The organism is Streptomyces aureus (assembly GCF_000725495.1).
Lineage (GTDB): Bacteria > Actinomycetota > Actinomycetes > Streptomycetales > Streptomycetaceae > Streptomyces > Streptomyces aureus_B.
Genome location: NZ_JNZD01000004.1, coordinates 97,300 through 111,600 on the forward strand (window position 1 = coordinate 97,300; position 14,301 = coordinate 111,600).

Annotated in this window: 14 protein-coding genes and 1 pseudogene; 4 read left to right on the forward strand and 11 right to left on the reverse strand. The window is 72.6% G+C overall.

From position 1 onward, the window contains the following. Positions 1–250: 250 nt before the first annotated feature. From IO36_RS06605 to IO36_RS46720, 9 genes are all read right to left on the reverse strand, one after another. Positions 251–481: a DUF397 domain-containing protein gene (locus tag IO36_RS06605; RefSeq protein WP_037617193.1), complete on the reverse strand. Its 231-nt coding sequence runs from the start codon at positions 479–481 to the stop codon at positions 251–253. Between the two features lie 499 nt (positions 482–980). Next, positions 981–1,982 (reverse strand): ACP S-malonyltransferase, encoded by a 1,002-nt coding sequence (locus tag IO36_RS06610; protein ID WP_078943038.1) that lies wholly within the window; start codon positions 1,980–1,982, stop codon positions 981–983. A gap of 141 nt (positions 1,983–2,123) precedes the next feature. Then, positions 2,124–2,846 carry an alpha/beta hydrolase gene (locus tag IO36_RS06615; protein ID WP_037617196.1) on the reverse strand — a complete coding sequence of 241 codons (723 nt, stop codon included), beginning with the start codon at positions 2,844–2,846 and terminating at the stop codon, positions 2,124–2,126. Then, the gene (locus IO36_RS06620; protein ID WP_037617200.1) at positions 2,843–4,156 is read right to left on the reverse strand and encodes a beta-ketoacyl-[acyl-carrier-protein] synthase family protein; all 1,314 of its coding nucleotides are present in this window, start codon (positions 4,154–4,156) and stop codon (positions 2,843–2,845) included. Before IO36_RS06620 ends, IO36_RS06615 begins: the two co-directional genes overlap by 4 nt. After that, the gene (locus tag IO36_RS06625; protein WP_037617205.1) at positions 4,153–5,445 is read right to left on the reverse strand and encodes a beta-ketoacyl synthase N-terminal-like domain-containing protein; all 1,293 of its coding nucleotides are present in this window, start codon (positions 5,443–5,445) and stop codon (positions 4,153–4,155) included. Before IO36_RS06625 ends, IO36_RS06620 begins: the two co-directional genes overlap by 4 nt. Continuing rightward, positions 5,435–6,241, reverse strand: a complete 807-nt coding sequence (locus IO36_RS06630) for an SDR family NAD(P)-dependent oxidoreductase (RefSeq protein ID WP_037617206.1) — start codon at positions 6,239–6,241, stop codon at positions 5,435–5,437. Before IO36_RS06630 ends, IO36_RS06625 begins: the two co-directional genes overlap by 11 nt. Continuing rightward, positions 6,241–6,714 carry a MaoC family dehydratase gene (locus IO36_RS06635; protein WP_037617208.1) on the reverse strand — a complete coding sequence of 158 codons (474 nt, stop codon included), beginning with the start codon at positions 6,712–6,714 and terminating at the stop codon, positions 6,241–6,243. Before IO36_RS06635 ends, IO36_RS06630 begins: the two co-directional genes overlap by 1 nt. 25 nt (positions 6,715–6,739) lie before the next feature. Continuing rightward, complete coding sequence (locus IO36_RS06640; protein ID WP_037617211.1) at positions 6,740–7,507, reverse strand: SDR family NAD(P)-dependent oxidoreductase; 768 nt, start codon at positions 7,505–7,507, stop codon at positions 6,740–6,742. Beyond that, positions 7,500–7,772 (reverse strand): phosphopantetheine-binding protein, encoded by a 273-nt coding sequence (locus tag IO36_RS46720; RefSeq protein ID WP_037617213.1) that lies wholly within the window; start codon positions 7,770–7,772, stop codon positions 7,500–7,502. The genes IO36_RS06640 and IO36_RS46720 overlap by 8 nt, the downstream gene beginning before the upstream one ends. A gap of 444 nt (positions 7,773–8,216) precedes the next feature. Between IO36_RS46720 and IO36_RS06650 the strand changes: the two genes are divergently transcribed. Beyond that, the gene (locus IO36_RS06650; protein WP_158997258.1) at positions 8,217–8,828 is read left to right on the forward strand and encodes a helix-turn-helix domain-containing protein; all 612 of its coding nucleotides are present in this window, start codon (positions 8,217–8,219) and stop codon (positions 8,826–8,828) included. Between the two features lie 277 nt (positions 8,829–9,105). Here IO36_RS06650 and IO36_RS06655 read toward each other — a convergent pair whose 3' ends face one another. Together IO36_RS06655 and IO36_RS06660 are read right to left on the reverse strand one after the other, a co-directional pair. Then, the gene (locus tag IO36_RS06655; RefSeq protein WP_037617217.1) at positions 9,106–10,422 is read right to left on the reverse strand and encodes an alpha-amylase family glycosyl hydrolase; all 1,317 of its coding nucleotides are present in this window, start codon (positions 10,420–10,422) and stop codon (positions 9,106–9,108) included. An 11-nt stretch (positions 10,423–10,433) separates the two neighbouring features. After that, complete coding sequence (locus IO36_RS06660; RefSeq protein ID WP_078943042.1) at positions 10,434–10,928, reverse strand: MarR family winged helix-turn-helix transcriptional regulator; 495 nt, start codon at positions 10,926–10,928, stop codon at positions 10,434–10,436. Between the two features lie 183 nt (positions 10,929–11,111). Between IO36_RS06660 and IO36_RS06665 the strand changes: the two genes are divergently transcribed. The 3 genes and pseudogenes from IO36_RS06665 to IO36_RS06675 all read left to right on the forward strand — a co-directional run bounded on the left by IO36_RS06665 (position 11,112) and on the right by IO36_RS06675 (position 14,226). Further along, positions 11,112–12,662: an FUSC family protein gene (locus tag IO36_RS06665; protein WP_037617220.1), complete on the forward strand. Its 1,551-nt coding sequence runs from the start codon at positions 11,112–11,114 to the stop codon at positions 12,660–12,662. Between the two features lie 223 nt (positions 12,663–12,885). Then, positions 12,886–13,569: an alpha/beta fold hydrolase gene (locus tag IO36_RS06670; protein ID WP_037617222.1), complete on the forward strand. Its 684-nt coding sequence runs from the start codon at positions 12,886–12,888 to the stop codon at positions 13,567–13,569. A gap of 59 nt (positions 13,570–13,628) precedes the next feature. Further along, positions 13,629–14,226 (forward strand): annotated as a pseudogene (locus IO36_RS06675) (maltokinase N-terminal cap-like domain-containing protein). The last annotated feature ends 75 nt before the right edge of the window (positions 14,227–14,301 follow it).

A 14,301-nucleotide genomic window follows, 5' to 3' on the forward strand; every position in this document is an offset into this window, starting at 1 on the left:
GATCGGTCCGGCGCCGCCGCGCGCCCGTCCGCCGTCGGAATCCGCCGCCGCCTCGCCCCGGAATCCGCTGTCACCACGTCCTCGGAACCCGCGGCCGCCTCGCCCTCGAATCGGCTGCCACCACCCAGTCGGAATCCGCGGCCGCCTCGCCCCCGAATCCGTTGTCACCACGCCCCGGAATCGGCTACCGGCCCCGCCCTCGCGATCCCATTCCGCGGCGCGTGCGATACCGGGGCCGAGGAGGCAAGCCTCAGGCGATGAGGAAGTCCGCCCGGCCTTCCTTCGCTCCGTCGACGAACTCCGCGACGACGGACGAGGCGCAGATGAGTGCGGGGCCGTCCGGGTCCGTCGACTGCCTGACCGCCACGACGCCGTCGCCGAGTTGCTTGATCTCGACGCAGCCGCCGTCCTCGCCGGCGTTCCAGGGCCTGCTCCACCCCTGGGTTCCCAGCTCTCGGGCGGCGTTCACGGCGTGGTTCATCGTTGTGTCTCCTTGCGGACGCCGGCCGGGCGTTCCCCGGGACGTCGTATGGGCCTGGCTCGGGAACGCGTCCAGCCGGACACCCCTGCGCGCGACCGGACTTCGTCGCGGAGCTCCGCGACTCGGTTCACTGCGGAGCGACTTCCCCGTCGGGGTGACGCCGTCGGTGCCGGTCGCGACGACGGCGCCCGGGAGACGCGTCGGCGCGAGGGGGCGGGCGAGGGATCCGAAGGCTCTCGGTGGCGGCGGTGCGGCGCACGGCCGACTCGGCCGTAAGGAGCGGCGGTTGGGACTCCCGGCCGCCGCGTCCGGCGCAGCCGTGGGGTCGGCACCGGCCGGCGAACGGCCGGAACGGACCGCGGTGCCCTCACGTCTCACGCCTCATCGACCCCCTGGACGCCGAGCAGTCTGCCACGACCTCCCCTCTCGCGGACAGGCTTCGCGTTCTCCGCTCCGACGTCCGTGGTCGTCGCGCGGGGTGCCGCCCGGACGGTCCAGGTCAAGGCCACCAATCGGCGGCGAGGGCTTCCACCTGGGCCGGAGTGCCGACGGAACGGACCAGGATCTGTCCGGGCAGGGTACGGCGGGCGAGATTGGCCAGCGTGGATCCGGGCCCGACCTCGAGGAGCCGCAGCCGTCCCCCGGCCATGCCCTTGAGCGTGCGCATCGAGCCGACCCAGCGTACGGGCATGACGAGTTGACGGAGCATCAGTGTCCGCCACGCCTCGTGATCGTGGAGCCGGGCACGGGCGTCGACGTTCGCGATCACCGGGCAGAGCGCGGGATGGAGCGGAACGCGGTCGACGGCCTCGGCCAGACGCGGGGAGGCCGGCGCCATCAAGGGGGTGTGGAACGCGCCGCCGACCGGGAGGGAGATGGCCCGTGCGCCGTCACGCGCCGCCTCGTCGGCCAGCGCCGCCACGGCCTCGGCGGTGCCGGACACGACGACCTGGTCGGCGCCGTTGATGTTGGCGACCCACACCTGGGCGCGGTCCGCGGCGCGCATGCGGGCGGCACGTCTCTGCGTCAGGGGCACGATGTCGGGGCCGACGAGGACCGCCATCGTGCCGGGCGTGAGCCGGTTGGCTGCCTCCATGGCCGCCCCGCGCTCGCCGACCAGCCACACGCCGTCCTCGGGGTCGAGCACCCCGGCCGCGGTCAGGGCCGCGTACTCGCCGAGGCTGTGCCCGGCGCACACGACGGGCCGCAGACCGGGGACCGCCTCGCGCAACGCGTCGAGCACCACCATCTCCAGCGTGAAGGTGGCCAGTTGGGCGGTGTCGGTACGCCTCAGCCGCTCGGCGCCGGTGTCCAGCAGCAGCTGGCCCAGGTCGCGCCCGGCGACCTCGGACAGACGGGTGACGACCTTCCAGTGCGGGGTGTCGCGCCAGGGCTCGCCCATGCCGGGGCGCTGGGCTCCCTGGCCGGGGAAGAGCAGACCGACCTCGAACGGCACGGTCTCCGGGCGGTCCGCCGCCCTCGGAGGTGACTGCTGAGACATCGATACGGACCCCTTTCCGGTCCCTTCGGGTGTGCGTGTGCCAGACGTCCGGAACCGGGGGCGGGACGGCGGATCCGGAGGTCGGGAACCCCGAGGGGGGCGCGGTTCCGGACCTCCGGCAGCGGGAGCCGGGATCCCCGGTCAACGGGTACGTGCTGCCGGCCCCGCCCCCGGGACCTGCGGCACGGCGACGTCCAGGACCTCGCTCAGGAACGCCGGCAGCGACGCCCGTACTCCCGCGAACGGCTCGTGCCCGCCGGGGTAGCGCTGCCAGGTCACCGGGTGTCCCCAGTTGGTGAGCAGGTCCCGGAGTTCCGCGCCGCTGCGTTCGGGGACGACCCAGTCACGCGCCCCGTGGCCGATCCACACCGGCAGGCCGTCCGCGGCCGCCGACGGCCCGCCGTCCGGGAGGAGTGCCGGCAGGTCCGGCGGCATGAAGGGCGCGTAGAGGGCCACGCCCGCGAGCTGCCGGGCGTAGGTGAGGGCCATGGTCAGGGCGACGGTGGCGCCCTGGGAGAACCCGGCCAGCACGACCCGCCCGGCGCCGACCCGATCGGCCTCCGCGTCGAGCAGCTCCGCGAGCGGCCGGTGCGCCGCCAGCAGGCCCTCGACGTCGATCCGGTCGATCGCGAGGAGGTTCTGCGGGAACCAGCACGGCACCGCCAGACCGCTCAGCAGGCTCGGCGCCGAGACCGGCGCGCGCGGGAACACCCCGCGCACGCCCGCCTCCGCGAGCCGGAACCGCTGGGTCACGGCCATCAGATCGCCCGGTGCCTGGCCGATGCCGTGCAGCCACACGACGGTGCCGCGGTGCGCACGGGTCGGATGGGTGGCCTCGTACTGCAGCCGGTCCATCGTGCTCATACCGGCTCGGGTGCCGGCCGTGGCGTGGCCGGGCGGCGGAAGAGCATCGAGGCGTACTGGCCGCCGAAGCCGAAGGAGTTCTTCAGCACGGTGCGGACCGGCCGCCTGACCGGGGTGAGGGAGGTGCGCACCGCGCACGCCGGGTCGGGTTCGGTGGTGGTGGTGACGGGCGGGATGACCCCGCGGCACATCGTGAGGGCAGCGACCGCCGTCTCCACCACGCCGGAGGCCGCGGAGCCGTGCCCGGTCAGCGACTTCACGGCGCTGACGTCGAGGTCCGCCATCCGCTCGCCGAAGAGCTCGTGCAGCGCGCGGGCCTCGGTGACGTCGTTGAGCCGGGTGGAGGTGCCGTGGGCGTTGACGGTGTCGACGTCGTCCGGGTGCGCGCCGGCCTCGTCGAGCGCGGTCCGCATGACCCGCTCGATCATGTCCACGCTGGGAGCGGTCATGTGGCGGGTGTCCACGGCGAGGCCCCAGCCGCCGATGACGGCGTACGACTGCGTCATGCCGCGCCGGGCCGCGTGCTCGGCCGTCTCCAGGACGAGCGCGCCCGCCGACTCGTTGATGACCATGCCCGTACGGCGCTTGTCGAAGGGCATGGATGCCTGGGCGGGGTCGCCCTTCCAGCGCGAGAGGGCCATGAGCTGGCCGTACTGCGACAGGACGTAAGGCGTGTTGCGGGAGACTGACGCGGACACCACCGCGTACTGCGCGCGTCCCGAGCGCAGTAGCCGGGCCGCCTCCGCGATGGCGCGCAGGCCCCCGGAGCAGGTGGCCTCCAGGCGTACCGGGATGACGGCGGTCCCGAGGCGTTCGGCGATCTCGCTCGGATAGCTGGACAAATCCCGTGTCTCCGGCGGGAGATGCTTGCCCCGCAGGTGTTCCAGGACCGCGGCGGGTTCGTTGCCGATCCTGTCGTAGCGTTCGGCGAGGTCTTCCATGTGGGTGACGTAGTCCTGCGGGAACGAGCCGGTGGGGCCCGGCCACACGCGGGCGTAGACGAGGGCGGCCGGTCCGTCCTGAGCGGGCAGTTCGTCGAGGCGGGCGTCGCCGAGCGCCTGGTCGACGGAGGCGAGCATGAGGGAGTCGCCCCAGGACCGGTCGGGGGCGCCGTATTCGGCGGCGACCTTCGCCTTGATGTCCTCCGGGATGAGTCCCGCGGTCCAGCCGCAGGGCAGTCCGGTGGTGTCCATCCGCTCCTCCCGGACGATTCCGGAGCGGCCTTCGAGGTTGGCGGACCAGAACGTCTCGACGTCCCCGCCGATGGGGGTGATCACCCCCATGCCGGTGATGACGATGTCGTCGCTCATGTACGTGCCTTCCCGTCGTCGGTCGAGTCCTCGTGCGCCGTCGTGATGACGAGGGCTCCCGCCGCCGTCGAGTGCCGGCCCTGGTTGAACGCAGTGACCAGCGCGGAGGGCGCGGGCCCGAGGGGGCGGGCCTCCCCCATGACCGGGTCGAGTCCGCCGAGTCCCGGGTCGGGCCTGCGCAGCAGGCCCACGGGCGGCAGTTCTCCCCGTGCGAGGCTCTCCACGACCAGCGCTGTGTCGATGAGGGCCGAGCATTCGAAGGCGTTGCCGATGGTGCCCTTGGAGCCGGTGACGGGCAGGCCGTCCACGCGGGGCAGTACCGCCCGGGTCTCCGCGGTGTCGAGCCGGGCCGACCCCGCTCCGTGCGCCCACCAGGCGGTGGGAGTGGTGTCCGCGTCGGCGAGTACGGCGCCGACGACCTGCTCCGCGGAGGCCATGACGTCGGCGGCGACGAGCACCTCGCAGCCGGCGAGGCGGGCGAGCGCTGTGCCGCGGGCGGCTTCGGCCCGTTCCAGGAGGACGGCGGCGGCACCCTGGCCCAGCAGGGTCCCGGACCGCTCGGCGTCGAAGGGTCCGGCGCCCGCGGTGGCGCGGGTACCCAGGGGCTCGTCCTGGTCGAAGGCGGCCATGGCGGTGATCGTGAGCGGCGGCGCGACACCCACGACGAGCACCCGGTCGAGTTCGCCGCTCTCCAACAGCCTTACGGCCAGGGCGAGTGCGCCCGCGCCGCCCGCCGCGGCCTCGCCGTAGGCAGCGACGTTGGAGCCCCTGAAGCCGCTGGCCATGGAGACGAACTGGCCGAGCTGGGACGGGATTCCGCGGATGTAGGAGTAGTCGGGGACCTCGTCGTGGAGGAACTTCGCCAGCGGCCGCCGGTCATGGCGGAAGCGGGAGGCGAGTTGCGGGATGACGTCGCTCAGTTCGTCGCTGCTGCTGCCGACGGCCATCACGGTGCCGCCGCGGACGTCCTCCGTGTCACCGTCGATCCCGGCCTGTCCGAGGGCCTGGAGGGCGACGGCGACGGCCCAGCGGGCGGACTGGTTGGCGTACTTGCCGGCGTTGGCCCAGTCGCGGCCGGCCGGCCAGGTGATCTCCGTGGTGTCCACGGAGGCCGACGGCCACGGCAGCGCCGGGGCGGGCCCGTCGTGGCCGCCGGTGTCGAAGAAGGTCTTGCCCGCCGCCATGGCCTCCCACAGCGGGACCGCTCCTATCCCGGCCGGGGAGATCACCCCGAGGCCGGTGACCACGATGTCGGGACGGTCCTGCCGTCCGGCGGGTTCACTCGCCACGCCGGCCTCCGCCGCTGATGCCGCCCCACAGCCGGTATCCGCCGTCGACCGTGATGGTCTGTCCGGCGATCCAGGACGCCTCCTCCAGGCAGAGCAGGGCGACGACGTCGGCGCTGTTCTCCGGCGTGGTCATGCGGTCGCCGGGCCAGGGGGAGACGGACAGTTCCTTGGTGACGCCGTGGGCGAAGTCGGGGCGGACCTTGAAGACGCCGGTCTGCACGAGTCCGGGACGGACGCAGTTGGCGACGATGCCGTAGGGCGCCAGCTCGTAGGAGAGGTAGTCGGTGAGCGCCTCGAGTCCCGCCTTGGCGGCGGCGAAGAGACCGGCCCGCGGGATGATGCGCGTGGTCGTGGAGTTGGTGATGGTGATGAACCGGGCTCCCTCGCGTTCCCGCATCAGCGGGAGGGCGTGCTTGGCGAGCAGCCAGGTGGCCCGGGAGTTGGTGTCCTGCACGAACTGCCAGTCGCCGAGGGAGGCTTCGGAGAGCCGGGCGAACTTGGTGGCGGCGGCGTTCTGGACGAGGATGTGGAGGTCCTGGTGGATCTCGCCGATCTCGGAGATCAGGTTCTCGATCTCGGCGGGCTCGCTCAGGTCGGCGCGGTGCAGGGTCACTTCCGTACCCTGTTCCCGGAGTTCCTCGGCGAGTTCCTTGGCCGGGCCCTCACGGTCGACGTAGTTGATGGCCAGGGTCGCTCCCCAGTCCGCCAGCTTGCGGGTGATGCCCGCGCCGATGCCGCGCGAGCCGCCGGTCACGAGGGCCACTCGTCCCTTGAGGGGCTGGTACTGACTGTCCATCACTGAACCCTTCCTGCAGCTGTGGTGCGCTGCGTGGCGTTCCGCAGCACGACGACGCTCATGCGTCCGATGGCGTAGGTCCGGTCGTTCTCGTCGAACACCCTGCGTGTGGTCTCGACCAGGCCGATCCGGTCGTCGATCTCCTGGGCCCGGTCGGTGGCGGTGGTGAACCAGAACGGGGTGTCGGGGTACAGCGGCCTGACGAAGTCCCAGCTCACCCGCCGCATGCCGACGATGGCGGCAGGGGAGCCGTGCTGGACCACCCACCCGGAAGTGATGGAGTGGATGAAGCCTCCGGGCACGATGCGCTGTCGCCGGTCCGTGCCCTGGGCGAAGTCGTCGCTGTCGTGCACCGGGTGCTTCTCCCCCATCAGATCGAGGAGTTGGTCGAGGAGCGCGGTGCTGAACACGACCGGCCCGAACCGGCGCACCGGTGCGTTCGCCAGGTCCTCCCAGTACTTCACGGCACCCATGGCGCGTCCTCCGTTCGCCGCCGGCTCACCGGGACCGCCGGCCCGGGCTGCGCATGATCATGCGGCCGCCGTCCACGGTGAACGTCTGGCCCTGGATGTAGTCCGCCTCGTCGCGGGCGAGGAACGCGATGAGTCCGCTGATGTCCTCGGGCAGCCCCCAGCGGGTGCCGTCGGCGTCCGAGCCGAGCTGGTCGGCGACGGCCGCGGTCATCTCGGTGCGGACCTTGCCGGGCGCCACGCAGTTGACCCGGATGCCCTTGCGTCCGACCTCGACGGCCAGGGCGCGGGTGAGGGCTTCCAGGCCGCCCTTGGACGCCGCGTAGGCGCTCTGCCCCGGCCCCGGGGTGCGCGCCGAGTTGGAGGAGATGTTGATGATGCGGCCCCAGCCCTGGTCCAGCATGGTCGGCAGGACCGCCCTGCTGGTGAGGAAGGGGCCGGTGAGGTTGGTCCGCAGGACGTTCTCCCAGCGGTCCGTCCGGGTCACCGCGAGCAGCTGGTCGTCGATGACGGCCGCGTTGTTGACCAGGACGTGCAGGGCGCCCTCCTGTTCGGTCACCCGCTCGACCAGGTTCTCGACGTCGGTCTCGTCGCCGACGTCCGCCTGGTGCAGGACCGCTCGGCCGCCGGCGGCCTCGATCTCCTTCACGACGGCGCGTCCGGCGTCCACCGCGCTGCGGCAGACGAGGTGCACGGTGAGTCCGTCGGCGGCGAGGCGGTAGGAGACGGCGGCGCCGATCCCCCGTGAACCGCCGGTGACGAGGGCGACCCGGCCGGCCGCGGCCGGCTCAGGCACGACTGCCGGCGGCGGCCACGACGGCCACGATCGAGGCGATGCTGCGGTGGTGCTCGTCCGCCTCGGCGTTCCACTGGTCGAGGTCGAACTCGACGCCGAAGTGCCGGTTGATGCGACGGGCGAGCTGCAGCAGGTCCAGCGAGTCGAGGCCCAGGTCCTCGACCACGGAGTTGCCGGCCTCGATGGTCTGGTCGGCTATGCCGGGCTTGACCTCCTTGAGCAGCTCGATGATTTCGGCCAGGGCGGTGTTGGACACGGTGGTCATCGGTGTTCCTCCGCAGATTCGACAGGAGCGGGACCGGCCGGCGTCTCCGGCCGGGCAAATCCATGTCAGCAGAGCGGTGAATGAGCCAGCAAGGCCGTTATGCAACGCGATTCGGGACACCCACTGGGCCGCTTGAGCCGCGTTCGACCAAAACCCCATGTGACAGCACGGATCTCGTCACTCCACTTCCCGGACAAAATGAACCAAACATCCACCGAAAGAAAAGGGATTCCCATGCAGAGTAAAGTAGAGTAAAGGCATCTTGACTCTCCGTCCGAGCCGTCCATAGCGTCGATCTAGGGGAGCCCAAGTAAAGGCCAAAACGGGCCTCCTGGCCGTACGCAATACCCGGTCCCCGGCATCGGCCGAATCCGTGGGCCTCGTCGATCGACATATCATCGGACGCATCACGCGTCCGGCAGTCTCGACATCCAGGGGGAAGTGGTGGGGCGGAGCCGAACATCGATCCCGCAATCCGCGCAATGCTACGAACTGGCTCAATGGCTGCGCTCGCTGCGCCAACGCTCCGGACTGACGTACCGGCAGATGGCGGAGCGGACCGAGGAACTGCGCATCGCGGACCCCGCCTGCTCCGCCGTCACCCTGTCCCGGGCCGACCGGGGCACGTTCCTGCCCCGGCGCCATGTCGTGGAGGCGTATGCGCAGGTCTGCGGCGCCACGCGGCGCGAGGCGCGGCTGCGCTGGGAGCAGGCGGCACGACAGTCGGGCCACACTCCCGACGGCCGGGAGGTCGCCTCCGCGCCCCGGGCCAGGCGCAGGCTGGAACTCGTCTACCAGCCGGCGCACCTCCTGGAGGCGATGCACCAGGCACGGCTCGCCGCCGGCCAGCCGTCCCTGCGGGAAATGGAGCGGAAGGCCCGCGACCTCGGGGCCGGACCATTACCGCGCAGTACGGTCGCCGACATTCTGGCCGGATTTCGCATGCCGTCGGAGGAACTTCTCGTCGCCTATGTCCAGGCATGCGGACAGCATGGGCGCCGGATAGCGTTGTGGCGCAATGCGTGGGCGCGGGCATTCAGCGCCGACGCCGCTTGAATTGACTGTCCGAAATCGAGTTCCGCCAAGATTTCAGCCAGGTGAAATTGCGGGACCGCCGACACGTCGGAGGGATTTTTCGACGGGACGGTTCCAGAACTTCGACGGTTTCCGCGCACCCGATTGTTCCGTCCGGCGTCGACTGTCGTTTCCTCGCCACGGTCGACGCCGGAGAATCGAAGCACACCGGCGCACCATCAGTTGCGGCTCCCCGATGCCGTGGCCCGGTTACGGGTTCCCGACGCCGTGGCCCGTTACATTTTCCCCGTGTCGTGGCTCAGTCATGACTTCCCGGTGTCGTGGCGATGGACCAGCCCGCCGGAGGAAGCGAGACCGCACCCGTGCCGGAATCGACAGAGCCGTCGCCCGCGAGAGTGGTCCACGCGGCGGCCGGAATGCCGGCCGTGGCCGGAGAGGCGCCGAAGTTGAGGGCGACCGCGAGGGTGGAGCCGCCGTCGGGCGCGGCCAGCGAGTAGCTGAGGACGGACGGCCCGAGCGTGTGGATCCGGGTCTGGGCCCGTACGAGCCAGGGGTGGCGGCGGCGCACGCCCACCAGGGTCTGGTGCAGCCGCTGCACGGCCAGCCCCTCGAGGCCGAGGTCACCGGGAGAGCGGGGGAACGCGGGCCGGATGGCGTCGTCGCCGCCGATCCGCTCCTCCTTGACACCTTCCCGCCCCCGCTCGTCGCCCGCGTAGACGGACGGGACGCCCCCGACGGTGAAGAGCACGGCGAGGGCGTGCGCCAGGTGCCGGGGCTCCTCCAGCCGGCTGGCGACGCGGGTGACGTCGTGGTTGCCGACGAACGTCTGCGGAGCGAAGGTGTCGACCATGGTGTTGTGGCGCTTGAGCGCCCAGGCCAGCTCGTGCGGATTGCGGTCGTTGAGCGAGCTCCAGATCGCCTTCCACAGCTCGTACTGCGTCACGGTGTCGAGGCCGCCCTCGACGACGTACGCCGCGTAGTCGCCGTGGATCACCTCACCGCTGAACCACGCGCCGGGGTGGCGCTCCCTGACCCGGTCCGTGACGGCGCGCCAGAAAGGCCGGGGCACCGCGTAGGCCGCGTCCAGCCGCCAGCCGGCGACGCCGCGGTCCAGCCAGTGGTCGAGGACCTCGACGACATGCTCGGCGACCGCCGGGGAGGCGTGGTTCAGCGCGACGAGATGACGGTGCCCCTCGAAGGTCCGGAAGTCGTCGCCCTCGGGCACGAACCAGTCCGTGTACGGGGAGTCGGAACCGCGCCGGGCCACGTCGGCGAACGGCGCGAAGGACCTGCCGACGTGGTTGAACACGCCGTCCAGCAGGACCCGGACCCCGCGCGACGCGGCCCGGTCGACCAGGTCGACCAGGTCGGACTCGGTCCCCAGCCGGGGATCGATCCGGAAGGGGTCGGTCGTGTCGTAGCCGTGGGTCTCGGCGGCGAACACCGGTCCGAGGGCGAGGCCGTTGCAGCCGAGCCCGACCAGATGGTCCAGCCAGCCCACGAGGACCGGCAGCCGGTGCCGCACGGGTGCGTCGGCGGGCAGCGCGTCCGGTTCCGCGCCGAGGAAACTCAGGGGATGGACGTGCCACCAGATGGCGTGGTCGGGCCAGGACACGGAAGCCTCCGTCAGTGGGGTCGGGTCGTGGAGCCGGGCACGCCGATCGGGGAGTCGGCGAGGCGGTTCATCAGGCGGGCGGCGAGCACGAGGACCTGACGCTCCGTCTCGTTGAGGTCGACGAGGGCGACGTCGAGCCACGCGTCGCGCTGCGCCATGTCCCGGGCGAGGGCCGCCCGGCCCGCCTCGGTCAGCTCGACCACGCGCTGCCGCCCGTCCTGCGCGTCCCGGGTCCTGCTGATCAGGCCCTCCGCCTCGAGGTCGGCGAAGACCCGGGTGAGTGACTGGGGCTGCTGGTGGTCGGCGGCGGCCAGCGCACCGGCCGACATCGGGCCGTTGCGGCGCAGATGGCCGAGGACGCTGCTCTTGTTCAGGCTCAAGCCGTCGGCGGGGCGCTCAGCGCTCAGCCTCCGGGCGAGCCGGATCACGCCCTGGCGGATCTCGGCGGAGTCCCGCCGCTCGGCCCCGGACCGCTCCACGTCCTCGCGTTCTGTGCGCTCTTCCATCACATTGCTAAGGTATCACTTACGATACCGGCCGCAGGGTGAGTCCAGAGACGGCTCACTCATGGCTTGTTTCAGGGGTTCTCATGGCGGTGATTCTACGTGTTGCGTAGTTTTCTCAGGTCGACGCGTCGTGCGCTGCGCTTCGATCCACGAGGGACGTACCTGCGGGCGACGGCCGTGAGCATGGCCACGGTGCTCGGCACGTACGGTCTGGCACTCCTCGTCGAGCACGAGGCGGGGCTGCGCGTGGACAGCGTGGTGCAGGCGGTGGTGATCGCCTCGGCGCTCGGCCGCGTGCAGCGCCTCTTCGACCGGACCGACCGGCTGCTGGCCTGCGTCGTCCTGCCGTGCGCGGCCGCGGCGGGCACCGAGCTGAGCAGCCTGATCCAGCGGCACCCCGACGCGGGGGACGCGGCGTTCGTCGCCGGGGTCGCGGGGGCGATCTGGGTGCGCCGGTTCGGCGCCCGTGCCACGCGCGCGGGCACGCTCGTCGTCCTGCCCCTGATAGCGGTCCTGGTCGTACCGGCCGGGGCGGTACCGGTCACCGGGCACGAACACACCGCCTGGGCCGCGGTGACGGCGCTGGCGGCGGTCGTCTGGGGAACGGTGGTGACGTGGACGGCCCAGCACACGGGTCTCGTGCCCCGGCCGCCCTCCGCGAAGGTGACCACCGCGCCCCGCGCCCCGCGCCGCCGCCCGTCCGCCAGCACCCGGATGGCCGTGCAGATGGCGGCGGCGCTGACCGTGGCGTTCGTGATCGGCCGGAACGCGTGGCCGGACCACTGGGCCTGGGTGGTCCTCACGGCTTTCCTGGTGTGCAGCGGTGCGCGCAGCCGCGGCGACGTCCTGGTCAAGGGAGCCTGGCGCACGCTCGGCGCCGCGGCCGGCACGGTGGTGGCGAGCGCCGTCTCCGGACAGTTCGGGCCGCGGTCGGACAGCGCCGTCGTGGTCATCTTCGTGGTGCTCGCCGTGGCCACCTGGCTGCGTGAACTCAGTTACGCCTACTGGGCGGCCTGTGTCACCGCCGTGCTCTCGCTGCTCTACGACTGGTTCGGACAGAGCCCCGGAGACCTGCTGCACACCCGGCTGGCGGGGATCGCGGTGGGCGCGGTCGTCGGCGTGGCGGCCTCCTGGCTGGTGCTGCCGGTGCGGACGGAGGCGGTGGTACGGGCCCGTACGGCGGCGGCGCTGTCGGGTCTCGGCGAGCTGATGGAGACGGACTGGCGCGACGGCCCCGCGGTCCGGGTGGCCCAGGACCGATTCGCCTACCGTGTCGAGCAGTTGGCGATCGTGACGGCTCCGATGCGGATCCTGGCGGCGGTGCCCGTCCCCCGGCCGCTGTCCGCCCTGTGGCCCCCGGACGACGCCACGCTGCGCACCGTGGGGGCACTCCGCCGCTGTGCCGACACCGTCGACGACCTGGCCGGCGCCGCCGGATCGGCGCCGGACGCGCTGAGCGCCGACCCCGCCGTGACGCGGGGACGCGCCCGGGTCGCGGCGCACGCACTCTCCGTGCGCCGGGCGATCGGCCGCCGCCCGGCCCCGCCGGCGCCCGCGGAGACGGCCCCTCAGGAGGGCTTCAGGCCACCCGTCGCGGTAGCGCCCACCGACCGCTTCGTCCCGGCCGCCCTCGTCGCGCTCGACGTGATCGACGGCCAACTCGACGTGCTGAGTACCCTGTTCGGCCCGCCGCCGGTCCTCTCCCCCGACACCACGACGGCCACGCCCGCCTGACCCGGGACGCACCCGCCGCCACCACTCCCTGACCCGGGGCGCACCCGCCGCCACCGTCTCGCCCGCTCCGGTCCCCGGACGGGTTCGTCCGCGTGTGCTGCGCGGAAGCCGGGCCGTCCGGCTGGAACATCGACCAGGGAGTCGGCCGGGGCGGCACCGGCACCGATGACTCGCGCCGCTCCCGGCGGTCCACATCAGCACAGCGAGACGGACGGAGGCGAGGGTGAGCGTGTTTGTCTTGGTTCCCGGGGCCGGGGGCGCGGCCTGGTACTGGCATCGTGTGGTGTCCGAACTGCGGGCGAGAGGGCACGAGGCGGTCGCGGTCGACCTTCCCGGCGCCGACGAGTCCGCGGGGCTGCCCGAGTACGCCGACGCCGTGGCCGCGGTGATCGGCGATCGCGCCGGCACGGTGCTGGTCGCCCAGTCCATGGGCGGTTTCACGGCGCCGATGGTCTGCGCCCGCGTTCCCGTCGGCGAGCTGGTGCTCGTCAACGCCATGGTGCCGCTGCCGGGCGAGACACCCGGGCAGTGGTGGGGCAACACCGGATCGGAGGCGGCCCGGCTGGCCGCCGCCGAGGCGGGCGGTTACGGCACCGCGTTCGACCTGGACACCTACTTCCTGCACGACGTCCCGGCCGAGGTCGCCGCCGCCGGGGCCGATCACCAGGGGCCCGAGGCCGACATCGCCTTCGGCCAGCCCTGCGCCATCGAGCGCTGGCCCGACACCCCGACCCGAGTGCTGGCCGCGACCGGGGACCGGTTCTTCCCCGTGGACTTCCAACGCCGCGTCGCCCGTGAGCGCCTCGGCATCGAGGCCGAGACCGTTCCCGGCGGGCATCTGGCCGCGCTGTCCCACCCGTCCCGGCTGGTGGACCGCCTGCTCGAACGGGTGCCGCGGGACCGGTAGGTTCGATCGTCTCCCGCCCGCGGGCGGGCGCCGGACGCACGCACAGAGGGAGCTCCCGCATGGCCTCGGTCCACCGCACCACCATGACACCCACCAAGCTCGAACTGATCACCCGCTGGCTCCCGGAGCAGCCCTGGTACGCGGGTGGCGCGGGCGGGCCCGAGCTGGTCAAGGCGGGCGGCTTCCGGCTGGACGACCCGGAGGGCGAGGTCGGGATCGAGTTCATGGTCGTGGTGGACACCGGCGCGGCGGATCCGGTCGCGTATCTCGTGCCGATGGGATACCGCGGGACGCCGCTTGAGGGTGCCGACGACGAGGCACTCATCGGGACCTCCGAACACGGGGTGCTGGGGACCCGTTGGATCTACGACGGTGCCCACGACCCGGTGGTGAGGGCCCGGTTGCACGCGCCTGCGCGGTGAGGCGACGCCGCAGCACCAGTCCGAGAGCGACACCCCCGACCCGACCGTCGTCGTGCGCGGGACCGGACCGGGCGCCGGACCCGACGTCGCGCTCGTGCGGGTCCTGAGGTCGCAGGAGGCGGCGGCCGGACCGTCGGGGTGCCTCGTCGCCGGGTGGACCTGGCCCGGCGGGACGCCGGCGCGCGGAGTGTTCGCGACCGTCGCACCGGGGCCCGACGCCGTGCGGTCGCGGTAGGCGTCGGGTGCGGGAGGTGCAGGCCGCGGTAGGCGTGCGCTCCCGCGCAGCGGCCGTTTCCGCCGGCCCCCGGAG

What these genes read in the sequence shown, in the direction of transcription:
- IO36_RS06660 (WP_078943042.1), bottom strand. Translation starts at nt 10,928, where the DNA reads ATGGAAGAGCGCACAGAACGCGAGGACGTGGAGCGGTCCGGGGCCGAG.
- IO36_RS06615 (WP_037617196.1), bottom strand. Translation starts at nt 2,846, where the DNA reads ATGAGCACGATGGACCGGCTGCAGTACGAGGCCACCCATCCGACCCGT.
- IO36_RS06635 (WP_037617208.1), bottom strand. Translation starts at nt 6,714, where the DNA reads ATGGGTGCCGTGAAGTACTGGGAGGACCTGGCGAACGCACCGGTGCGC.
- IO36_RS06610 (WP_078943038.1), bottom strand. Translation starts at nt 1,982, where the DNA reads ATGTCTCAGCAGTCACCTCCGAGGGCGGCGGACCGCCCGGAGACCGTG.
- IO36_RS06620 (WP_037617200.1), bottom strand. Translation starts at nt 4,156, where the DNA reads ATGAGCGACGACATCGTCATCACCGGCATGGGGGTGATCACCCCCATC.
- IO36_RS06605 (WP_037617193.1), bottom strand. Translation starts at nt 481, where the DNA reads ATGAACCACGCCGTGAACGCCGCCCGAGAGCTGGGAACCCAGGGGTGG.
- IO36_RS06665 (WP_037617220.1), top strand. Translation starts at nt 11,112, where the DNA reads ATGGCCACGGTGCTCGGCACGTACGGTCTGGCACTCCTCGTCGAGCAC.
- IO36_RS06630 (WP_037617206.1), bottom strand. Translation starts at nt 6,241, where the DNA reads ATGGACAGTCAGTACCAGCCCCTCAAGGGACGAGTGGCCCTCGTGACC.
- IO36_RS46720 (WP_037617213.1), bottom strand. Translation starts at nt 7,772, where the DNA reads ATGACCACCGTGTCCAACACCGCCCTGGCCGAAATCATCGAGCTGCTC.